This is a genomic window from Acinetobacter sp. ANC 4654 (assembly GCF_002135425.1).
GTDB lineage: Bacteria > Pseudomonadota > Gammaproteobacteria > Pseudomonadales > Moraxellaceae > Acinetobacter > Acinetobacter kyonggiensis.
The window spans coordinates 147,833-170,341 of sequence record NZ_NEGL01000002.1 but is presented as its reverse complement, the minus strand read 5'-3'; the positions used below and the strand labels follow the sequence as shown (position 1 = coordinate 170,341).

The window sequence follows — 22,509 nt, the reverse complement described above, 5'->3', positions numbered from 1 at the left end:
GAAAACTGAAGTTGTTGAAAAAAAAGCAGAAAAATTGGCGATGAAAAAAATCATCAGTTATATCATTTTATTGGTCTTGGTTTTTGTGAGCGCAATTATGGTGGTATTTCAAGTCTTTGAATATCGTCATGATTATCGTGAACTGAGTGCTTTTAACCGAGAAAAAGATGATCTGAATGCCGAGTGGGGGCGTTTGTTGATTGAGCAACAAACCTTTGGTGCGACTGCCCAAATTGGCACACGCGCAGTGACCCAATTACGCATGTACTCGCCACCCGTGGCACAGACCGTTGTAATTTCTTTACCAATGACTTCAGAAGATAAAAAATAAGGCTAGCGGTAATATGGTGGACAAGAGAAATAAGCAAGTACGTAAAAAGCAGCAGTCTATTACGGAAAAAACCACACTCAGTGTCGATATGTGGCGTTTTTATCTGATGTGGAGTGTGGTTTTGCTCTGCTTTTTAGCTTTAGTGGGGCGTGCATTTTATGTGCAGATCATTAATAAAGACTTTTTACAAAATAAAGCCAATGCCAATATTTTAAGAACTGAAAGAGTCAAGGCCATGCGTGGCGTGATTTATGATCGCCACGGTGTGCCCTTAGCCATTAGTACGCCTGTCATGAAAGTGGTGATTGACCCACGTGACTATTTTGAAACTAAAAAACAGTTTGATGAAATTACCGCTGAATTGGCGAAAGATCCAAAGAACCGTAAGTTAAAACGTCAATTACCCGATAAAAACTTAAATCTGGATGAACTGGCTGATGCTGTGGGGATGGATCGTGCCGAACTGAAAAAGAAAATGAACGAGCGTCCCCGTTCACGTTATTTGGTTTTGCAAAAAGAAATTCCACCTCAGCAAGCTGAACTGATTGCAAAACGTGACTTCCAAGCGGTTTATACCGAAAAAAACTATAAGCGTTACTATCCGCAGCCACAGCCGAATGCACAAATTATTGGCTTAACCAATAGTGAAGGAATTGGAATTGAAGGTCTGGAAATGCAGCTGAATACTGCTTTATCAGGTCATGATGGCGCACAGCAAGTTGTTCGTGATAAAAAAGGTAATCGTTTCAAAGACGCTGAAGTGATTAAAGAAGTAGAGGCAGGGGAAAATATCACCTTAAGTATTGACTCGCGTTTGCAATATATTATGTATCGTGAATTGACGGCTGCGGGTGTTGCTAATAACGCGCGTTCAGCAACAGCAATTGCAGTGGATATCAAAACGGGTGAAATTCTAGCGATGACCAGTTGGCCATCTTATAATCCGAATGATAAAAATAGTTTAGGCAATAAGGATGCTATGCGTAACCGTGGTGCCGTCGATTCATTCGAACCTGGTTCAACCATGAAGCCGCTAACAGTTTCAATGGCTTTGGAAAGTGGTAAATACACGCCAAACTCAGTAGTGAATACTTCACCGGGCAGTATGCGCATTGGTAACCATACCATTCGTGATACCCATAACTATGGTGCACTGACTTTGGGTGGCATTATCCAGAAATCATCTAACGTTGGTGTTGCGAAACTTGCCTTGTCTCTGCCTTATGCCACCCTGCCGACATTTTATAAGCGAGTCGGCTTTGGACAGCGTTCAGCAGTTAAATTTCCCGGTGAAAGTGGCGGCTTAATTTTGCCACCAAGCAAATGGAATGTTTCTGAAGTGGGAACCATGGCGTATGGTTATGGCCTAAATGCGACTGTATTACAAATTGCCGATGCCTATGCGATGTTGGCCAATAAAGGGGTCAAGGTTCCTTTAAGTTTATATAAATTAGAACAGCCACCGAAAGGTGAGCAAATTATTGATGCAAAAATTGCCGATCAAGTGCTCTTGATGATGGAAACAGCGACGTTACCTGGCGGTACAGCAACCCGTGCCACGATTCCGGGTTATCGCGTTGCCGGTAAAACAGGAACCGCACATAAACTGCGTGCTGACCGCAAAGGCTATTCAACCAGTGAATATCGTGCCTTATTTGCAGGTGTTGCTCCCGTCAGTGATCCACGTTTAGCCATGATTGTTGTGGTGGAGAATCCGGCAGGCAGTTACTACGGTGGTACGGTCTCTGCACCTGTATTTTCGCGCGTGATGCAAGAGTCATTACGTCTGATGAATGTCCCTTTAGATAAACCTTTAGATACTCCCCAAATCCAGTAATAGGTGATGAATGTCCATTACATTTCAAGATCTCTACACTGCTGAAAAAATCACTGAGTGGATGAGCAAGCCATTCTGTGGTTTGAGTTTAGATAGTCGTAAAGTTGAAGCAGGACAAATTTTTATTGCCCTGAATAGTTTTTCTCAACCTGCAAAAACCTTGCAGTTTGCAGTCTCAGCTTTGGCAAATGGTGCTTTAGCGGTGGTCAGTGAAGTTGATTTAGGTTTAGAGCATAGTGTGGTTGTGCCGAATGTTCGTCATTTGATGGGACAGTGGCAAAAACAATACTTACAGGCAACCGCACCTGTACAGGCCGTACGGATACTGGCAGTCACAGGAACCAATGGCAAAACCACGATTTCTCGTTTGGTGGCTGAACTGTTAATGCTGCAAGGTCAAAAATGTGCAGTGATGGGTACGACAGGGAACGGTATTTTACCGAATCTAGAAGCGTCTTCGCATACCACGTTGGATGCCTTGCATCTGCAAAGTGCTTTGCATGAATATGCACAACAAAGCGCTGCATTTGCTGCAATTGAAGCCAGCTCACATGGTTTGGAGCAAGGCCGTTTAAATGGCTGTGATATTGAAATTGCAGCCTATAGCAATTTAAGTCGTGATCATCTGGATTATCACGGTACGCTTGAAGCCTATGCTGATGCAAAATCAGGCTTATTTAAATTTCCCGCTTTAAAAGTGGCGATCATTAACCTTGATGATGCCTATGCCGAGATTATGCTGGATGCGGCAAAAGCCAATCCTGCACAGCCGAAAATTTTGACCTATTCAACCACACAAGCTGCGGATTATCAGGTTAAAGATATTCAATACAGTTTGAATGGTGCAAATTTTAAATTGATCACAGCACAGGGCGAATTTGCAGTGCAAAGCCCCTTGTTAGGTCATTTTAATGTGGAAAATTTGCTGGCAAGCTTGATCAGTGCTGAACAGGCAGGTTTTGATTTGGCGGCATTAATTGCCGTGGTTGCACAGTTAAAAGGTGCACCGGGTCGCATGCAGGTGATTCGTGATGCTGATCGTTTATTTGTGGTTGATTATGCACATACCCCCGATGCTTTAACGCAAGTGTTGAAGACCTTAAAACGTCATGTTGCGCAAAATTTATGGGCTGTATTTGGTTGTGGTGGGGATCGTGATCGTGGTAAACGTCCACTCATGACTCAGGCGGCCTTAGATGGCGCAGATGTTACTTTACTGACCTCAGATAATCCACGCAGTGAAAATCCAGAACAAATTTTTGCCGATATGAAAAATGGCATCGCATTTTCAACGCATCTGGTTCATGAAATTCATGACCGCCGTGAAGCGATCAAATTTGCCGTTAAAAATGCTCAAGCTGGCGATATTGTGGTGATTGCGGGCAAAGGGCATGAAAATTATCAGGAAGTGGATGGCGTACGTCATTGGTTTGATGATGTGGTGGAAGTGCAAGCGGCCATTGACGCACAGCATCACAGTACAGATTCAGCATATCTGGCTCAATAGGAAGAATGATGCATACCTCAACGACAAGTACCGTGCCTTTAGAGCCTTGGACAGCAGATCTATTGGTTCAAGCGACACAAGGCTATTGGTTTAATGATCAAGCCCCTGTGGGTAATATTAAGCGTATTTTGACTGACTCACGTCATGCAGAAATGGGGGATGCTTTTTTAGCCCTGAAAGGTGAGCGTTTCGATGCGCATGACTTCGTGGCGCAAGTTGCGGCAAAGGGTTGTCAAATCGCCATTGTTAGTCATCCTGTGGATGCTGATATTTGTCAGTTGGTGGTTGCCGATACGCGCTTGGCATTGGGGCATTTGGGCGCTTATCGCCGTGCGCAAAATACACAATTAAGAGTGATTGCGTTAACCGGAAGTAGTGGTAAAACCACCACCAAAGAAATGCTGGGCAGTATTTTATCCCGCCTTGCACCGACCTTGATTACCCGTGGCAACTTAAATAATGATTTAGGCGTACCGATGATGTTGCTGGAGCTGCGTGCTGAGCATCAATATGCCGTCATGGAACTGGGTGCCAGTCATCAGGGTGAAATTGATTACACCTCGAATTTGGTTCAACCGCATGTGGCAGGCATTATTAATATTGGCACAGCGCATTTGGGTGAATTTGGTGGACGCGATGGCATCTGCCGCGCTAAATCTGAAATTTATGCACATATTGCACCTTCTGGGACATCCATCATTCCTGCGGCTGATGATTTTGCTGACTGTATTCGTCAGTCAGTCAAAACTGCACAGTGTTTAAGTTTTGGTGAAGGGGGAGATATTTTTGCGACAGCACTTGTATTGCAGCCGCAGTCATCGACTTTTAGCTTAAATACACCACAGGGTGTGCGTAGTGTGGAATTACCTTTTGCGGGTGAGCATAATGTGCAAAATGCCACCGCTGCCGCTGCATTTGCTTTAGCGATTGGCATTACGTTGGATGATATTGTACAAGGTCTGGAGCAAGCGAAAGGTGCAAAAGGCCGTTTGAACTTTATTCAGCAAGATAAAAATCTATTTATTGATGATACTTACAATGCCAATCCAACGTCCATGCGAGCAGCCGCTGAAGTACTTGCTCAGCAAGGCGGGGTGAAAGTGTTGGTGATGGGAGATATTGGTGAATTAGGCGCATCAGCGGCACAACAGCATTATATGCTTGGTCGTGATCTGGTCGCACAAGGCATTAACTTTGTGGTGGCTGTGGGTGAATTTGCGCCTGCCGCACAAGAAGGTGCGCGTAGTACTCAATATGGTAAGAAAATGCAGGCCTTTTTGACACAGCAACAGGCGCTGCCTTTTTTAATTGATTTAATTGCAACACATCAACCGCAATCCATGAGTTTTCTGTTCAAAGGTTCTCGTTATACCCACATGGAAACATTGATGGCTGATTTGATGGAGAAACTTTAATGCTGTTATGGCTATTTGAACAACTGGCGGGCTATAACAGCTCATTTCAGGTGGTTCGCTATTTAACATTACGTGCTTTGCTCAGTGTTTTAACTGCGCTGACGATTGGGCTAGTTTTGGGTCCCGTGATGATCCGTAAGCTTCAGACACTCAAATACGGTCAAGCTGTGAGTTCATTTGCACCTGAAAATCATGCTAAAAAAATGGGCACACCGACCATGGGCGGGATTCTCATTCTGCTCTCGATTGGTATTTCAACTTTGCTCTGGGCAGATTTATCCAACCCTTATGTTTGGATTGTACTGGCGGTGATGGTGATTTTTGGTGCGGTAGGTTGGGCAGATGACTGGATTAAAGTTCGCTATAAAGACAATGCCGGTTTGCCTGCCAAGAAAAAATTCTTTTGGACTTCGGTGGCATCTTTAGGGGCGGGTATTGCGCTGTATGTGATTGCGACAGAGCAAACCAATCCAGTACATACTGCGAATATGTTGGATTTGTTGATTCCATTTTTTAAAAATATCAGTATTCCGTTGTCGGCAATTCCTTTGGGTATTGGTTTTATTCTGTTTACCTATTTGGTGATTAATGGTGCATCCAATGCCGTGAATCTTACGGATGGTCTTGATGGTTTGGCGATTATGCCAATCGTCTTGGTTGCAGCAGGTTTAGGTGTGTTTGCTTATCTTGCAGGTGATGTTCGTTTTGCGGGTTATTTACATCTGCCTTATGTGAAATATTCATCTGAATTGGTGGTGATTTGTGCTGCAATGATTGGCGCTGGTTTGGCATTTCTTTGGTATAACGCACATCCAGCGCAAGTATTTATGGGTGATGTGGGCGCGCTTTCATTGGGTGCAATGCTGGGGACGATTGCGGTGATGGTTCGTCAGGAAATCGTTTTTGCGATTATGGGCGGCGTATTTGTGGTGGAAGCAATTTCGGTGTTTTTACAAATTGGCTCATTGCGAATGCGGAATAAACGCGTCTTCTTGATGGCACCTTTGCATCATCATTATGAGAAAAAAGGCTGGCGTGAAACCCAAGTGGTGATTCGTTTCTGGATTATTACAATTATGCTGGTTGTTTTAGGTTTAATGACCTTAAAATTACGTTAAGCAAACCCTTGAAAAAAGAGCCGGCATTTGCTCCCACATTTGCCGGCTCTTTTTTATTGCACACTTACGCTGTTGGAGAAAATAATGAATCTGCTCATGTGTCCTGTATGTCGTGAGGCATTACACTTAACTGAGAAAACATGGAGCTGTGTCAATAAGCATAGTTACGATGTGGCAAAGCAGGGATATGTGAACTTACATGTCGTACAACATAAGCATAGTAAAAATCCAGGTGATACGCCTGAATCTGTGCAAGCGCGTCGTGCATTTTTAAGTGCAGGTTTTTATGTCCCACTACAACATGCTGTGGTGACAAAAATTGCTGAATTAAAAATTAACAACCTACTGGATATTGGTTGCGGTGAAGGCTATTACACCAATGCAATGCAAGCTGAAGTGTCGCAATGTATCGGGGTTGATATTGCGAAAAATGCAGTACAGGTGGCTGCGAAGCTGAATAAAAAGGTGACATGGGTGGTGGGTACAGGTGCGACTTTACCGGTGTTGGATGCCTCAATTGACCTATGTACGAGTTTATTTAGTCCAATTCCAAAGCAAGAAATATTGCGAGTACTCAAACCCAATGCCTATTTAATGGTAGTCACACCTGCAACTGAACATTTATATGCCATGCGTGAGGCACTCTTTGAAGAAGTGAATCCACACGAGTCACATAAGTTTGTTGAACAATTGGAAGATGCTTTTGAATTGGTTGAAGAGTGTGTTGTTGAATCAGCATTTACTGTGCAACAAACGGACTTGAAAAACCTGATTGCGATGACACCCTATGCCTATAAAGCCAAACCAGAACGTCGTCAGGTTTTGGAGCAGAGTGAGCAATTTAAGTTAACAGGGCAGTTCCAAATTTACCTCTTTAAAAAGAAGTGATCTCAATAAAAAGCCCTCATCAAATGAGGGCTTTTTATGCTCTTACTGAACTTGATCAATCAGGTGTTCAAGCGCATCGGGTTTGGTTGGTGTTTTTTGCATGGTTGGAGGTGCTGTAGGATTAGGGACAAGGGCTTCCTCATCAGGCAGATCCTCAAAGTCACGTTCAGGCGCTCGTTTAGGTGTAACCAATGCAGGGCGGTATAATGGCAGTGCTAAAGGAGGTGAAGAGCGATCACCTTCGGCCTGTGCATCTACAGTAACCGTCTGATTACGATTGCTCGGTGCTTTGGCATTTTTATCGAAATGAACCCATGCTGCTGGCGTACCTTTTAACGCATTCCCCATAAAATTGGTCCAGATCGGTAAAGCCGCAACACCACCATATTCACGACGACCCAATGTGGTTGGCTGGTCAAATCCAACCCATGCCACAGTCACCAGCTTGCCATTAAAGCCAGCAAACCAAGCATCTTTGGCATCATTGGTGGTGCCTGTTTTACCGCCAATATCATCACGACCAATTTTAAGTGCAGCTCGACCTGTACCATGCTGAATCACATCACGCAAAATATTGGCCATGTCATAAGCAGAGCTTGATTTTAAAATACGCTGAGCTTGACGATACTGACTTTTGGATTCATCCAATTGAAGTTGGAGCAGTTCTTTTTCTTCTGGCAGCGTTTGGTTGGTCACTTCAATGACTTCATCATCTGGAGTCACAGCTTCTGCCGATTCAATTTGTTCTGCATCCGTTTGATTGATACAAGCAATACAGGCATATTCAGGATTGCTTTGATAAATCACTTTGCCATAAGCATCTTCAATGCGATCAATAAAATGCGGTTGAATGCGATAGCCGCCATTGGCAAAGGTTGCATAGCCCGTTGCCATTTGAATCGGCAGAACTTGCGGTGTTCCTAGTGCAATGGTGTAATTACGTGGAATTTGATTTTCGTGCAAACCAAAATCCATAAATAATTGTCGAGTACGTTCAATCCCGACCGTTTGCAACAGACGAACAGAAACCGTATTTCGAGAAAGATACAAGGCACGACGCAGCGGAATCATGCCTAAATAACGTCCATCGGAGTTTTTAGGCGACCATTTGCCAATGGTAATTGGGCTATCATTGACCATGCTATAAGGTGTCATACCACGTTCAAGCGCCAAGGCATATACAAATGGTTTGATGGTTGAACCAGGTTGGCGCCATCCTTGTAATGCACGATTGAATTTAGATTGATAAAAATTATAGCCACCGACAATGGCTTCAATTGCGCCGTTATTGGGGTTGATGGCAATCAGTTGCCCCTGCGCTTTAGGGACTTGAACCAGCGCCCATGAGGTTTTGTTGTCATTTGGGCGTAAGCGAATAATATCTTTTACTTTTACAATTTGAGCAGCTTTGCTTGGCGCAGGACCAACGCTGTTGGCATTGCGGTATGGGGCAGCCCATGACATACCTGACCAAGGTACGGTCACGGTAGAGCCATCTTGCATCAGGGCTTCAAAAGAATTGCCATTGACTTGAATAACCTTGGCGGGGTAGGTATTTGCATAAGCATTGAATTCGGTCAGTGGTTTGTCATGCGCTTCGGCACCTCGCCAACCATGTCGACGATCATAGGCTTCCAAACCTTCTTGAACAGCTTGTTCAGCATAAGCTTGGCGTTGGCTATTGACCGTGGTGTAAACTTTATAGCCAGAATCGATGGCATGTTCACCAAACTTTTCGACCAGTTCAGAGCGCACCATTTCCCCCACATAAGGGAATTTATTATTGATACCGCGGTCAGGCATATCTAAATTAATCGGTTCAGCAATCGCTTTTTGATATTGGGATTGATTGATTGAACCTAATTGCAACATCCGTCCTAGAATCCAATTTCTGCGTTCTAGGGCACGCGTTGGGTTGACCACAGGATTATATTTAGAGGGTGCTTTGGGTAAACCCGAGATCATCGCCATTTGGGCAATACTGAGCTGATCTAAGCTTTTGTTGTAATAAATTTTTGCTGCTGCAGCGATGCCGTAAGCATTTTTTCCTAAGAAAATTTTATTGACATATAGCGTTAGAATTTCTTCTTTGCTCAGGTTTTGTTCGATTTTGCGTGCGAGAAAAATTTCGGTCAGTTTACGTTTCAGTGTACGTTCAGGGGTTAAATAATAATTTTTTGCCACCTGCATGGTGATGGTTGAACCACCTGTTTGTACATTCGATCCAATAATGGTTTCACTCACAGCTCGGCCTAAACCTTTAAAGCTCACGCCGCTGTGTTCAAAAAATGAAGAATCTTCTGCCGCAAGGAAGGCAGAAATAAAGGGTTTTGGAATTTGTTTATATTCTACAGGGACCGATAATTTTCCACCATATTCCGCAATAAGCTCATTATCAGCACTATACACCTGTAACGGTTTTAACAACGGCGCCTTTTTTAAGGTGGTCATTTTGGGTAAAGACGGGGCAATATAGAGATACATGCCATAGAATCCCATCGGAATTGAGACCAAAACTATAATTATGATCAAAAAAAATGGATGAACACGGCCTGAACGAGATAGCTTTTTCATAACAAGTAAGTTTTAATAAGAGCTAATGGCAAACTAATTGGCGGTCAGTATAGCCTTTACAAATACAGATTGTTAGATGAGTTATTGTATCTGTATAAAATTATAGACCAACACTGATTAGTGGGTTACTTTTATTGGGGATAAAAAAATAATAGGAATTGTATTGTGCTCAGGTTATATCGTAAGCCAAATAAGGGGTTAATTGGAGTAGATATCAGTTCTACTTCTGTTAAATTATTGGAACTTTCTGTTAAAAGCGGTAATAGATATTGGGTTGAAAGCTACGCATTGGTTCCATTACCAGAAGGTAGTGTGGTTGAAAAAAATATATTGAATCCTGAGGCCGTGGGTGATGCATTGGAGCGAGCAATCAATCTAGCAAACACTCAATCTACAGCTGCTGCTTTTGCAATTCCAACGTCAATGGTGATTACCAAAACAATTGAGATGGATGCAGATATGACGGATGATGAACGAGAAGTTCAAATTCGTATGGATGCTGAGCAATATATTCCTTTTCCTCTTGACGAAGCGAGCCTTGATTTTGAAGTTTTGCCAGAGCGTTTGGCCAACCCAAATCGGGTAAATGTGCTATTGGTGGCTACTCGTCTTGAAAATATAGAAGCACGTTCTGAAGTACTAGAGCTGGCGAATTTGACACCGAAAATTGCTGATGTTGAAAGTTTTGCGATAGAAAATGCCTATCAAGTGTTTTCAGATACTTTGCCTATGGGTGTAAATACCGTGGGAATTTTAGATATTGGTCATACCATGACGACCTTATCTGTTATGCAAAAAAATAAAGTGATCTATACCCGAGAACAGGTGTTTGGTGGTAAACAATTGACTCAAGAAATTCAAAATCGTTATGGCTTGTCGTTTGAAGAAGCAGGTCGTGCGAAAAAAAGTCGTTCATTACCAGATGATTATGATGTTGAGGTTTTAGAGCCATACTTAGATGCAGTGGTACAACAGGCTGCAAGATCATTGCAGTTCTTTTTCTCATCTTCACAGTTTAATGAAATTGATCATATTTTATTGGCGGGGGGTAATGCCAATATTCCGGGGCTCGCGAAGCTATTACAACAAAAACTTGGTTATCGTGTGACTATTGCCAACCCATTTTTACAAATGGGGTTTTCTCAACAAATTGATATTAAAAAGATAGAGAACGATGCTTCCTCTCTCATGGTGGCATGTGGTTTGGCATTGAGGAGTTTTGATTAATGGCAAGAATTAACTTACTCCCTTGGCGTGATGAGCTAAGAGAGAAACGAAAAAAAGAATTTATTGCAATTTGTATTGGGGCAGCATTAATCGGGGTTTTAGCCGTTGCACTGGCATGGTTTTACTATAACCATAAGCTTGAAGACCAAGCACAGGCCAACCAACTGATTACCAGTACCAATCAAAATCTTGATGTGCAATTGAAGTCTTTAGAAGGCTTGGAAAAGCAGCGTGATGCGATTATTGAACGTATGAAGCTGATTCAAGGTTTACAAGGACAAAGACCGATTGCTGTTCGTCTGATTGATGAAATGGTACGCGTGACACCAAGTAATTTGTATATTACTAAATTTTCCCGTACAGGTGATAAATTTACCATTGAGGGGAAAGCAGAAAGTCCAAATACGGTTGCGGAATTTTTACGTAATTTAGAAGCATCTCCTTGGTATCGTAATGCCTTTATGAATTCCTTCTTAGCTGTAGAAGAGAAAAAAGATAAAGCACCAAGCTCTGTCGTACCACGTGTTGAAGAGAGTTATGGTTCATTTGTTGTGACTGCTGATTTAGATGAAATTGCAGCGCCAACAGAACCAGAAGCACAACCCAATACAGCTACTAATTCAACAGCGGGGGCAGCACAATGAGTCTCGATGAATTTGATGAATTAAACTCAAAAGAAGCTGTTGCAACTAAAAAGAAGATGACGTTAGATAAGTTTCTTCAGCAGTTTAATACCTTAGATATGAATAACTATGGGAGTTGGCCATTATCAGTCAAAATCACGTGTTGGATTTTGATTATGATGATGATTGCTCTGTTGGGTTATTTCGCATCGATTAAGGGTAAGTTGGATGATATTTCTAGTGCTAGTGCACAAGAGCAAAATTTACTCAATGAATTTCGTGAAAAGGATTCCAAGTTACGTAATTTGCAACAGTTACAGGCACAATTGCTGGAAATGGAAGCAAATTTTAATCAGCAACTCGAGCAATTGCCAAAAGAAACTGAAATTCCCGGATTGGTTGAAGATATTAACGTCAGTGGTGTGAATTCAGGTCTGAAATTTAAAAATATTCGTTTAGAAAATGAAGTAAAACAAGAGTTCTTTATTGAACAACCGATTTCGATTGAAGCGACGGGTGATTATCATGCCTTTGGTTCTTTTGTCAGTGGTATTGCTGCACTTCCGCGTATTGTAACTTTGCATGATTTTGATATTACAGCAACGGAAAATAAAGAGAAAAAAACCGATATTCCTCAAATTACTTATAGCGTGAAAGCCAAAACGTACCGTTACATCGGAAATACGGACAATAGCGCATCAACCGCTGGAACAGCTAATGCGACGGATAGTGCAACTGCTAGCTCACCTACTGCAGCAGGGGGGACACAGTGATGAAAATGGAAAAAATTACTTTAAGCCTAATGTTGGGATTGTTATTGGTTGGCTGTGATTCTCGTATTGATGCTGTGAATGAGCAAATGGCGAGTATTCGTAATCAACCCCCTTCACCGATTGAAGCAGCACCCGTGTTTGCACCTGTGCCAACCTTTGATTATTCAGCCCACCAGCTTAAAAGCCCTTTTTTACCTGGCTCTTTGGCTGCTGAATTGCAAATTATGGCTGGAAAACGTGTATATCCGAATTTGTCACGTCAACTGCAACCTTTAGAAAGTTATGCGATTGAGTCCTTAAATATGAAGGGCAGTATGCGTAGCCAAACTGGACAAATTTTGGCATTGATTCAAACCCCAGATGGTGAAATTGAACGTATACAACTTGGCAGTTATATGGGTGTTAATCACGGTCGTGTGGTGAAAATTACGCCAACACAAATTGATCTCGTGGAAATTATTCCAGATGGACGAGAAGGGTATGTGGAGCGTCCAAGAAGTCTTATCTTAATTGGACCTGCGCCGTAAGTTTAAAGGAATAAAAATGAATAACAGTTTTAAAGATTTTATATTTGGGGATGGCAATACAATGAACCATTTGTTCCGTCAATTTTCTATGGGTGCTGTAGCGATTGCGGTCATGCAAGTTGCGAATGCACAAGTCAGTATTACCAATATTGTACCAATGCAAATTGCAGGTCAAGGTACAGAAATTCGGGTCATGTTTAATGGCCTGCCACCGCAACCCCAAGCCTATCAATTAGAACAGCCATCACGTTTAGTTCTTGATTTTGATAAAGCACAGCAGAATTTAAAACAAAATAGTATTGCAGTTGCCACTCAAGAAGCCAGCTCTATAGATGTCAGTTCTGATGCTCAGCGTTCGCGTTTAACGGTAAATTTAGCGGATGCGGGTGCCTTTACCACACGTGTTGAGGGTAATACCTTTATTCTAAAAATTAATGCGGCTGGTAATGCTGTTGCCACTGAAAATGTCACTGCCCAAAAATCTGCACAAGGAATTTCCAATATTGGTTTCCAGCGTGGTGGTCAAGGTGAAGGGCAAATTGTGATTGATTTATTGGGGACGAATACCCCAGTCGATGTACAGCAACAAGGCAGTAAGGTTGTGGTCAGGACTTTAGGCAATAAAGTACCTACCCATTTGGCTCGTCGTTTAAATGTCAATGATTTTGCAACACCAGTGTCTACCATTGATGCACATAATGATGGTGGAAATGGTGTGGTGACCATTCAGACCGCGGGTAGCTATGAATACATGGCATACCAAGCGGATAATAAACTTACCATCAGTTTGAAGCGTCCAGAGGATAAAAGTCCACTGAAACCAAAAGCTACAAATAGCTATACAGGTAAAAAGATTTCACTCGATTTTCAGGATATAGAAGTACGTCGAGTTCTACAGTTGTTGGCAGACTTTACTGAAATTAATATGGTTGCAGCCGATACCGTGCAAGGCAATATCACTTTACGTTTAAAAGATGTGCCATGGGATCAAGCACTGGATATTATTCTAAAAACAAAAAATTTAGATAAACGCCGTAATGGAAATGTGATTTGGATTGCTCCTGTTGCTGAGTTAATCAAATCAGAAGATGACGAGGCAAAAGCAATTGCACAAAGTATTAAACTCGCTCCGATTCAAACGGAATATATTAAATTAAGTTATACCAAAGCCGCAGATATTTTAAAATTATTAGAAGAATCTCGTGATAGTAAGGGTGGTGCATCAAATCGTACTGCTAACTCAGACTCACTTGCGCTAGAAAGCTTGTTGAGTTCACGTGGTAGTGCTGTTGCTGATGTGCGGACCAATACGTTAATTATCAATGATACTGCACTGAATATTGATAAAGTTCGTAAAATGATTGACTTGCTGGATATTGCTGTTAAACAAGTCATGGTTGAGGCGCGTATTGTTCGTGCTTCAACCGATTTTACAAAAGAAATGGGCGTGAAATGGGGTATTTTATCTCAAGGTATTAGTAATAATAACAGTTTACTTGTTGGTGGTAGTGATACGACCCTATGGGATTTAAGAGATCCTGATGATGAGGGTAAATATACCATTCAGCGTCCAGATAATCTTAATGTTGATTTAGGCGTAACAACTTCTGGGGCAAGCAGTATTGCCTTTGGTTTAATTAGTTTGTCTGATTTTATGCTGGATTTAGAGCTTTCTGCATTACAAGCGGATGGTTATGGTGAAGTCATTTCAACACCAAAAGTGCTCACGGCAGATAAACAAGCCGCTAAAGTTGCATCAGGTACTCAGATCCCTTACCAATCATCAGAAGGCGGTGGTGTAAACGTAGTATCTAAAACTGAGTTTGTGGACGCAACCTTAAGTTTGGATGTGACCCCAAGCATTACCCCTGACGGTAAAATCCAAATGATGTTGAAAATTAAAAATGACTCAGTGGGTGCGGCTACACCGACAGGTCAATTTACAATTAATAAAAATGAGATCAATACCAATGTATTGGTGGATAATGGCGAGACCGTTGTGCTTGGTGGTATCTTTGAACAGTTAACTTCTACGAGTCAAACCAAGGTGCCTTTCCTTGGTGATTTGCCTTATGTAGGGCGTTTATTCCGTAAAGATGCGAAAACGGATAAAAAGAGTGAGCTATTGATTTTTGTTACACCACGAATTGTTAATGACAGTGTTTCAAGAAATCATTAATATATTTTGAATTTAGCAAAATAAATAGGTGACTCCTTGCCAAGCAATGAGTTTGAAACCCTGCCAAATATTTATTTGGTAGGGCCAATGGGGGCTGGGAAGACAACGGTTGGTCGACATTTAGCAGAACTGTTAGGACGAGAGTTTCTTGACAGTGATCATGAAATTGAACGTAAGACTGGTGCAACCATTCCTTGGATTTTTGAAAAAGAAGGGGAGAATGGATTTCGTAACCGTGAAACCATGGTTATTAATGAACTTACTGCCCGCTCACAACTGGTTCTTGCAACGGGTGGTGGGGTCGTCACTCAAGCTGCGAATCGTGAATTTTTAAAACAACGCGGAATTGTTGTTTATCTCTATACTCCTGTCGAAATTCAATTACAGCGTACTTATCGGGATAAAAACCGTCCTTTACTGCAAGTTGAGAACCCTGAACAAAAGTTACGTGATTTATTGGCAATTCGTGATCCTTTATATCGAGAAATTGCCCATTATATTATTGAAACAAATCAGGGTGCTGCCCGTGATTTAGCGCAGAAAATCTTACATATGATTGTTTCTCAAGAAGCAGATTTAGTCTAATTAATGGTTTAAATTTCATGCAAACTTTACATGTTGAACTCGGCGATCGTCGATATCCTATTTTTATTGGCAGTGATTTAAACCCACAATCTTTACTTGAGCCGTATATTCACGGAAAACAAGTCATGATTGTAACCAATACAACAGTTAAGCCTTTGTATTTAGATCATTATGTGAGTGCGATTGAGCGTTTGGGTAAAACAGTTGCAACGTGTATTTTACCTGATGGCGAAAAATATAAAAATATTGAACATTTAAATTTAATTTTTGATGCTTTGTTAGCAGCGGGTTTTAATCGTGATGCGACAGTTTTAGCCCTCGGTGGAGGGGTGATTGGAGATATGGCCGGTTTTGCATCAGCATGTTTTCAGCGCGGTGTTTATTTTATTCAAGTGCCGACCACGCTTTTATCTCAAGTCGATTCAAGTGTTGGTGGAAAAACAGGTATTAATCATCCTTTGGGTAAAAATATGATTGGTGCATTCCAGCAACCCCAAGTGGTGTTGGCAGATATGGCGCAATTAAACACGTTGCCAGATCGTGAACTGTCTGCGGGTTTAGCAGAAGTGATTAAGTATGCCTTATTGGGTGATCTTGATTTTCTAACTTGGCTCGAAGCGAATATGGATGGCTTGGTTGGACGTGATTCTACATTACTGGCTGAAGCGGTTTATCGTTCATGTGCGCATAAGGCACGAATTGTCGCCAATGATGAAAAAGAGCAAGGTGAACGTGCTTTACTAAATTTAGGTCATACCTTTGGTCATGCCATTGAATCGTATTTGGGTTATGGGGTTTGGCTACATGGTGAAGCCATTGCAACTGGCATGGTCATGGCTGCGGATTTATCGCAGCGCATGGGCTGGATTTCACTTGATGATGTCGAACGTACAAAAAAAATCATTCAACGTGCCCATTTACCCGTAAAATGCCCAGCAATTCCACTGGATGAATTCCTTGGCTTTATGGCACATGATAAAAAAGTGCTGAATGGACAATTACGTCTGGTACTAATGAAATCTTTAGGACAGGCGGTAATTAGCAAAGAATTTGATCTGGAATTGATGAAACAAGCGATTTTAACGAATCAAGAGAAGGCATAAGGCATGGCAACCATCCGTACACAATGGCAACGTATTCGAAACTATATCTGGCTCGTGTGTGGGATGGTGTGTTTGTTTGCGGCACTGGTTTTTTGGGCGATTACAGATAGTGATGCATTGGTGGAAGTGGAAAAATCTGCTGAAACTGAGTCTGAGTTGCAAATTCAACCTGAAAAAGTGGCTGCAACCAACCTTTTAGGTGCACTGCAAGACGAAGTGCGTCCTTTAGCTATGACGACCCGTGTAGTGACAACTGCAAGCTATGAACCAGAATTTCGTGGCAGTAAATTTATTAATGACAATAAAAATGCAATCACGATCGAGCTGTTTCGAGTGACTGAAGATGATGTTCTTCGAAGTTTTCTTAAAAAACAATCAGATCGTAGCAACTTTTTTTATATTCGTTTGAATGGCGAAAATCAAATTGAACAATATGTGCTGCTTTACGGTTTATATAAGAGTAATGCTGAAGCAAAACAAGCGCTAGAACAATTGCCACTGAAATTTCCAAAGTCGATTCAACCTAAAGTACAAGATATCGAAAATTATGTAACATTGGTGAACGATATGGGGGCGGAAGAAATGGCGACGAATAATAAATTATATGCCATCAACTTAAAATCTGCACCTTTGCCTAAAGTCGATCAAACTTTATTGGCTTTACCTAAACTGAAACCAGCAGTTGCACCTGTTGACCCGAAAACAGCCACCACAACGACCAAGGTGACACGTCGTGATGAGCAAGGGAATGTGGTTGATGTACAAGAATCTCATTCTACGGTTGACCCTGTTGTTAAACAAAGTGGCAGTAAAGCAGCAGAAAAAGAAATTAGTGATCCATTTAATTAAAAATATAGTTCTAAAATAGAGCAAATTAAGTTATAAAAATATTTAGATGCACAAATATAGTGCGAAAAGTGTTTTTTAGAAAATGAACTTGTGCTGTAGAAACTTTAATATTTCTATATTTAAAACATTTAGCATTGCATTTTCTAAATTGGCATCATTTTTGCTTTATTGGTGCATGAATTGAGTTATTGTCCCTATTTTGGCGCGAAAAGATTCAATGATTGTGCGAAGTTGTTGAATTTACCTGCTTTAAAAGAGTGCGTAAGGTCAACAAAACATTTTTGTAATTGATTCATGTATGCAAGATGAAATGCGATTATCTTAAGCATGTGAAGAAAATGATTTGGCTCAATCTTGATCGCGTGTGAGTAAATTGGACTAAATCGCAAAGAAGATATTTGATTGTTAGACGCCCGCTATAGGGCCATGTTGAAAGAAGGGTACGCTATGCACATGCCATCGCCTAATACTGTAGCTCCCGCTCAAGGTTTATACCAACCGGATGAGTTTAAAGATAACTGTGGTTTCGGTTTAATTGCCCATATGCAGGGTGATGCGAGCCATGATTTGGTCAAGACCGCGATTCATAGTTTAAGTTGTATGACCCACCGTGGTGGTATTGCCGCAGACGGCAAAACAGGGGATGGTTGTGGTTTATTGCTGGCTATGCCAAAAGCGTTCTTCCGTGAAGAAGCAAAGAAACTCAGTGATATTACCCTGAGCGAAATTTTTGCGGTCGGTACTATTTTTTTAAATCTTGATCCCGCTATTGCTGCACATTCAAAACAAATTCTCACCAAAGAAATTGAATCTGAAGGTTTAAAAGTTTTAGCTTGGCGTTTAATTCCAACCAATGTTGAGGCTTTAGGTGAGATTGCATTGCAATCGATGCCAGCCTTTGAACAAATTATTGTCAATTGTCCTATGGGTGTGACTGAGGTTGAGTTCAACCGTAAGTTATTCTTGGCACGTCGCCGTGCTGAACAGTTGTTAGTGAATGATTCATCATTCTATGTCACAACATTGTGTTCAACCGTGATTACCTATAAAGGTTTGATGATGCCTGCTGCGATTGCAGACTTCTATACAGACCTTGCAGATCCACGTTTAGAATCCCATATTGTAGTATTCCATCAGCGTTTTTCGACCAATACTTTACCGCGCTGGCCACTCGCGCAGCCTTTCCGTTACTTGGCGCACAATGGTGAAATTAACACCATTACTGCCAACCGTAATTGGGCAATGGCACGTGTGCCTAAATTGGAAAACCCATTATTGCCAGGTTTAACTGAATTAAATCCAATTGTAAACCGTACTGGTTCGGATTCTTCAAGCTTAGATAATATGCTTGAAATTCTGGTCGGTGGTGGTATGGATTTATTCCGTGCGCTTCGTATGCTGGTTCCACCAGCATGGCAAAATGTTGAAACTCTAGATGCAGATTTACGTGCATTCTATGAGTTTAACTCTAAGCACATGGAAGCATGGGATGGTCCTGCAGGTCTGGTGATTCAAGATGGTCGTCATGCCATTTGCATGCTTGATCGTAATGGCTTACGTCCTGCACGTTGGGTGATTACCAAAAATGGTTACATCACTTTGGCATCTGAAATTGGGGTTTGGGGTTATCAGCCTGAAGATGTGATTTCTAAAGGTCGTGTTGGTCCAGGTCAAATTTTAGTGGTTGATACCTTCACAGGTAAAATGCTTGATACGCAAGATGTTAACAAGCATTTGAAAAATATGCGTCCTTACCGTCAATGGTTACGTGAAAATTCAGTTCGCGTCCAAGGTAGTCCAGAGCTTGAAGAATATTTATGTGATCAAGGCTTAAAAGGTGATGACCTAAAAGCAGCACAAAAAATGTTTATGGTGACCTTTGAAGAACGTGATCAATTGCTGCGTCCGATTGCAGAAAGCGGTCAGGAAGCAGTCGGTTCGATGGGGGATGATACGCCAATGGCGGTCTTGTCTCGCCAAGTACGCCATGTATCAGATTTCTTTCGTCAACAGTTTGCACAGGTGACTAATCCACCGATCGATCCATTACGTGAATCGATTGTGATGTCTTTAGAGACATGTTTGGGTCGTGAGCAAAATGTGTTTGAACAAAGTCCTGAACATGCAGATCGTTTGATTATTTCAAGCCCTGTACTTTCAAATTCTAAAATGCACCAAATGCGTACTTTAGGTCGTAAAGGCTATGAGATTGCCGACATCGACTTGAACTATGTGGCAACTGAAGGTTTAGAAGCTGCGATTGCACGTATTTGCGAAGAAGCGGCTCAAGCCGTTCGTGATGGTAAAACCTTATTGGTGCTTTCCGATAAAAAAATTCGTGAAGGGTATTTACCCGCCAATGCATTGATGGCAACAGGTGCGATTCACCATCACTTGATTCAAGTGGGTTTACGTACAGATGCCAACATTATTGTCGAAACAGGTCTAGCACGTGATCCGCATCAATTTGCCGTGATCTTAGGTTTTGGTGCAACTGCGATTTATCCATACTTGGCTTATGATGTGATCAATGATTTGGTTGCTAAAGGTGAGTTACTGGGTGATCCAATTCACGCTCAAGCCAACTTCCGTAAAGGGATTGAGAAAGGCTTGCTGAAAGTACTTTCGAAAATGGGCATTTCAACGGTTGCCTCTTACCGTGGTGGTCAGTTATTCGAAGCTGTGGGTTTGTCCAATGAAGTGGTGGATAAGTGCTTCACAGGCGTACCAAGCCGTATTCAAGGGGCAACATTTGCTGACCTTGAAAATGATCTTAAAAAATTGGCGGAAAATGCGTGGAAAGCACGTAAGCCAATCGATCAAGGTGGTTTGCTGAAATTTGTATTCGATAAGGAATACCACGCATTTAACCCAGACGTGATCAATGCTTTGCATAAATCGGTACGTTCAGGCAATTATGCCGATTTTAAAGAATATGCAGAATTAGTGAATAATCGTCCGATTGCCACTATTCGTGATCTCTTTAAACTCAAAACGGATAATTCAATTGCCCTTGAGCAAGTAGAATCAGTCGAAGAGATTTTACCGCGTTTTGACTCGGCAGGAATGTCTTTGGGTGCATTGTCTCCTGAAGCGCATGAAGCGATTGCGATTGCCATGAACACTATTGGTGGTCGTTCAAACTCGGGTGAGGGCGGTGAAGATCCTGCACGTTATGGTACGATTCGTAACTCGAAAATCAAGCAGATTGCTTCGGGTCGTTTTGGGGTAACACCGGCCTACTTAACTTCAGCAGAAGTGTTGCAGATTAAAGTTGCGCAAGGGGCGAAACCAGGTGAAGGTGGTCAGTTACCGGGTGGTAAAGTGAATGGCTTAATTGCACGTTTACGTTATTCAGTACCGGGTGTGACTCTGATTTCTCCACCGCCACATCACGACATTTATTCGATTGAAGATTTATCGCAATTGATCTTTGACTTAAAACAAGTTAATCCTCAAGCGATGGTATCAGTGAAACTGGTTTCTGAACCGGGTGTGGGTACGATTGCCGCTGGTGTTGCAAAAGCCTATGCCGACTTCATTACCATTTCGGGTTATGACGGTGGTACAGCCGCTTCTCCATTATCTTCAATTCACCATGCAGGTTCGCCTTGGGAATTGGGTTTGGCGGAAGCGCATCAAGCGCTTCGTGTCAATGACTTACGTGGCAAAGTACGCGTACAAACCGATGGTGGTTTGAAAACAGGTTTAGACGTGGTTAAAGCGGCTATTCTTGGTGCTGAAAGCTTTGGTTTTGGTTCAACGCCAATGATCGCATTGGGTTGTAAATACCTGCGTATTTGCCACCTGAATAACTGTGCGACGGGTGTTGCAACGCAACAAGATCATTTACGTCAAGAGCATTATATTGGCGAGCCAGAAATGCTGATTAATTTCTTCCACTTTATTGCCGAAGAAACGCGTGAATGGTTGGCGGCTTTAGGTGTTTCAAGCCTGAAAGATTTGATTGGTCGTACTGATTTACTTGAAGTATTACCAGGTGATACCGACAAACATGCACACTTAGATTTAAGTGCCTTGTTAACCTCACATCCTTCTGCGGAAGGTAAGGCACAATACTGCCAAGTTCAAGGCAATGCACCTTTTGACAAAGGCTTACTTGCAGAGAAAATGGTGGTCGAGATGCTTCCGACTATTGAGGCAGGCAAGATTGGTGAGTTTAACTACAACGTTGTCAACTGTGACCGTTCAATTGGTGCGCGTATTTCAGGTGAAATTGCACGTCGTTATGGCAACTTGGGTATGGAAGCACATCCTGTTGTCATGAATTTGAAAGGGACGGCAGGTCAATCACTCGGTGTTTGGAATGCAGGTGGATTGCATATCAAACTTGAAGGTGATGCCAACGATTACGTGGGTAAAGGTATGGCGGGTGGTCGTATTTCGATTTTCCCACCAAAAGGTTCACCGTTCCAAACTCAAAATACAGCGATTATTGGTAACACCTGCTTGTATGGTGCAACGGGCGGTAAAGTCTTCGCTGCCGGTACTGCGGGTGAGCGTTTCGCAGTGCGTAACTCAGGTGCATTTGCGGTGATTGAAGGCGCTGGCGACCACTGTTGTGAATATATGACAGGTGGTATTGTGACTGTACTGGGTAAAGTGGGTCACAACTTCGGTGCAGGTATGACGGGTGGTTTTGCTTATGTGCTTGACCTTGATAATGATTTCGTTGATCACTACAACCATGAGTTGATTGAATTAAATCGTATCTCTACAGAAGCGATGGAAGAACATCAAGAATTCTTAAGCCGTATTTTAGATGAACACATTCAAGAGACAGGTAGTGCGTGGGCATATAAGATCCGTAATGAGTTTGATTTTTACAGCCGTAAATTCTGGCTTGTAAAACCAAAAGCTGCTAATTTGCAAACGCTTTTGAAAACCACTAAAGCTGATCCACAATAATTCCACGACGAACAGATTGATAGGCAGGTGTAGCGGATAAATAA

16 protein-coding genes are annotated in these 22,509 nt (G+C 42.0%); 15 read left to right on the top strand and 1 reads right to left on the bottom strand.

Going from position 1 to position 22,509, the window contains the following annotated elements:
* Window positions 1–40 precede the first annotated feature (40 nt).
* From ftsL to B9T24_RS04690, 6 genes are all read left to right on the top strand, one after another.
* Window positions 41–331, top strand: a complete 291-nt coding sequence (gene ftsL, locus B9T24_RS04715; RefSeq protein WP_407079022.1) for a cell division protein FtsL — start codon at window positions 41–43, stop codon at window positions 329–331.
* Between the two features lie 13 nt (window positions 332–344).
* The gene (ftsI, locus tag B9T24_RS04710) at window positions 345–2,168 is read left to right on the top strand and encodes a penicillin-binding protein PBP3 (protein WP_086164726.1); all 1,824 of its coding nucleotides are present in this window, start codon (window positions 345–347) and stop codon (window positions 2,166–2,168) included.
* A 10-nt stretch (window positions 2,169–2,178) separates the two neighbouring features.
* The gene (locus B9T24_RS04705; protein WP_086164725.1) at window positions 2,179–3,675 is read left to right on the top strand and encodes a UDP-N-acetylmuramoyl-L-alanyl-D-glutamate--2,6-diaminopimelate ligase; all 1,497 of its coding nucleotides are present in this window, start codon (window positions 2,179–2,181) and stop codon (window positions 3,673–3,675) included.
* A gap of 8 nt (window positions 3,676–3,683) precedes the next feature.
* Entirely contained in the window at window positions 3,684–5,090 is a 1,407-nt protein-coding gene (locus tag B9T24_RS04700; RefSeq protein WP_086164724.1) for a UDP-N-acetylmuramoyl-tripeptide--D-alanyl-D-alanine ligase, read from the top strand.
* The gene (gene mraY / locus B9T24_RS04695) at window positions 5,090–6,208 is read left to right on the top strand and encodes a phospho-N-acetylmuramoyl-pentapeptide-transferase (RefSeq protein WP_086164723.1); all 1,119 of its coding nucleotides are present in this window, start codon (window positions 5,090–5,092) and stop codon (window positions 6,206–6,208) included. The genes B9T24_RS04700 and mraY overlap by 1 nt, the downstream gene beginning before the upstream one ends.
* Window positions 6,209–6,292: 84 nt before the next feature.
* Window positions 6,293–7,096, top strand: a complete 804-nt coding sequence (locus B9T24_RS04690) for a putative RNA methyltransferase (RefSeq protein ID WP_086164722.1) — start codon at window positions 6,293–6,295, stop codon at window positions 7,094–7,096.
* A 42-nt stretch (window positions 7,097–7,138) separates the two neighbouring features.
* Here B9T24_RS04690 and ponA read toward each other — a convergent pair whose 3' ends face one another.
* Window positions 7,139–9,670, bottom strand: a complete 2,532-nt coding sequence (gene ponA / locus B9T24_RS04685) for a penicillin-binding protein PBP1a (protein WP_086164721.1) — start codon at window positions 9,668–9,670, stop codon at window positions 7,139–7,141.
* 165 nt (window positions 9,671–9,835) lie between these two features.
* On the opposite strand from ponA, the gene B9T24_RS04680 reads away from it, so the two are divergent.
* From B9T24_RS04680 to gltB, 9 genes are all read left to right on the top strand, one after another.
* Window positions 9,836–10,897 carry a pilus assembly protein PilM gene (locus B9T24_RS04680; protein WP_086164720.1) on the top strand — a complete coding sequence of 354 codons (1,062 nt, stop codon included), beginning with the start codon at window positions 9,836–9,838 and terminating at the stop codon, window positions 10,895–10,897.
* Entirely contained in the window at window positions 10,897–11,541 is a 645-nt protein-coding gene (locus tag B9T24_RS04675; protein ID WP_086164719.1) for a PilN domain-containing protein, read from the top strand. The genes B9T24_RS04680 and B9T24_RS04675 overlap by 1 nt, the downstream gene beginning before the upstream one ends.
* On the top strand, window positions 11,538–12,293 hold the full coding sequence (locus B9T24_RS04670; RefSeq protein WP_086164718.1) for a type 4a pilus biogenesis protein PilO: 756 nt from the start codon (window positions 11,538–11,540) through the stop codon (window positions 12,291–12,293). Before B9T24_RS04675 ends, B9T24_RS04670 begins: the two co-directional genes overlap by 4 nt.
* Window positions 12,293–12,820 carry a pilus assembly protein PilP gene (locus B9T24_RS04665; RefSeq protein WP_086164717.1) on the top strand — a complete coding sequence of 176 codons (528 nt, stop codon included), beginning with the start codon at window positions 12,293–12,295 and terminating at the stop codon, window positions 12,818–12,820. Before B9T24_RS04670 ends, B9T24_RS04665 begins: the two co-directional genes overlap by 1 nt.
* A gap of 61 nt (window positions 12,821–12,881) precedes the next feature.
* On the top strand, window positions 12,882–14,999 hold the full coding sequence (gene pilQ / locus B9T24_RS04660) for a type IV pilus secretin PilQ family protein (RefSeq protein WP_171264855.1): 2,118 nt from the start codon (window positions 12,882–12,884) through the stop codon (window positions 14,997–14,999).
* Between the two features lie 36 nt (window positions 15,000–15,035).
* Complete coding sequence (gene aroK / locus B9T24_RS04655) at window positions 15,036–15,584, top strand: shikimate kinase AroK (RefSeq protein ID WP_074944980.1); 549 nt, start codon at window positions 15,036–15,038, stop codon at window positions 15,582–15,584.
* Window positions 15,585–15,601: 17 nt separating this feature from the next.
* Window positions 15,602–16,687, top strand: coding sequence for a 3-dehydroquinate synthase (aroB, locus tag B9T24_RS04650; RefSeq protein ID WP_086164715.1), 1,086 nt, complete (start codon window positions 15,602–15,604; stop codon window positions 16,685–16,687).
* Window positions 16,688–16,690: 3 nt separating this feature from the next.
* On the top strand, window positions 16,691–17,536 hold the full coding sequence (locus B9T24_RS04645) for a hypothetical protein (RefSeq protein ID WP_086164714.1): 846 nt from the start codon (window positions 16,691–16,693) through the stop codon (window positions 17,534–17,536).
* Window positions 17,537–17,989: 453 nt separating this feature from the next.
* Complete coding sequence (gltB, locus tag B9T24_RS04640) at window positions 17,990–22,465, top strand: glutamate synthase large subunit (RefSeq protein ID WP_086164922.1); 4,476 nt, start codon at window positions 17,990–17,992, stop codon at window positions 22,463–22,465.
* Window positions 22,466–22,509 lie beyond the last annotated feature (44 nt).

What these genes read in the sequence shown, in the direction of transcription:
- gltB (WP_086164922.1), top strand. Translation starts at nt 17,990, where the DNA reads ATGCCATCGCCTAATACTGTAGCTCCCGCTCAAGGTTTATACCAACCG.
- B9T24_RS04690 (WP_086164722.1), top strand. Translation starts at nt 6,293, where the DNA reads ATGAATCTGCTCATGTGTCCTGTATGTCGTGAGGCATTACACTTAACT.
- B9T24_RS04665 (WP_086164717.1), top strand. Translation starts at nt 12,293, where the DNA reads ATGAAAATGGAAAAAATTACTTTAAGCCTAATGTTGGGATTGTTATTG.
- B9T24_RS04705 (WP_086164725.1), top strand. Translation starts at nt 2,179, where the DNA reads ATGTCCATTACATTTCAAGATCTCTACACTGCTGAAAAAATCACTGAG.
- B9T24_RS04670 (WP_086164718.1), top strand. Translation starts at nt 11,538, where the DNA reads ATGAGTCTCGATGAATTTGATGAATTAAACTCAAAAGAAGCTGTTGCA.
- B9T24_RS04645 (WP_086164714.1), top strand. Translation starts at nt 16,691, where the DNA reads ATGGCAACCATCCGTACACAATGGCAACGTATTCGAAACTATATCTGG.
- B9T24_RS04700 (WP_086164724.1), top strand. Translation starts at nt 3,684, where the DNA reads ATGCATACCTCAACGACAAGTACCGTGCCTTTAGAGCCTTGGACAGCA.
- mraY (WP_086164723.1), top strand. Translation starts at nt 5,090, where the DNA reads ATGCTGTTATGGCTATTTGAACAACTGGCGGGCTATAACAGCTCATTT.
- pilQ (WP_171264855.1), top strand. Translation starts at nt 12,882, where the DNA reads ATGAACCATTTGTTCCGTCAATTTTCTATGGGTGCTGTAGCGATTGCG.
- ponA (WP_086164721.1), bottom strand. Translation starts at nt 9,670, where the DNA reads ATGAAAAAGCTATCTCGTTCAGGCCGTGTTCATCCATTTTTTTTGATC.
- aroB (WP_086164715.1), top strand. Translation starts at nt 15,602, where the DNA reads ATGCAAACTTTACATGTTGAACTCGGCGATCGTCGATATCCTATTTTT.
- ftsL (WP_407079022.1), top strand. Translation starts at nt 41, where the DNA reads ATGAAAAAAATCATCAGTTATATCATTTTATTGGTCTTGGTTTTTGTG.
- ftsI (WP_086164726.1), top strand. Translation starts at nt 345, where the DNA reads ATGGTGGACAAGAGAAATAAGCAAGTACGTAAAAAGCAGCAGTCTATT.
- B9T24_RS04675 (WP_086164719.1), top strand. Translation starts at nt 10,897, where the DNA reads ATGGCAAGAATTAACTTACTCCCTTGGCGTGATGAGCTAAGAGAGAAA.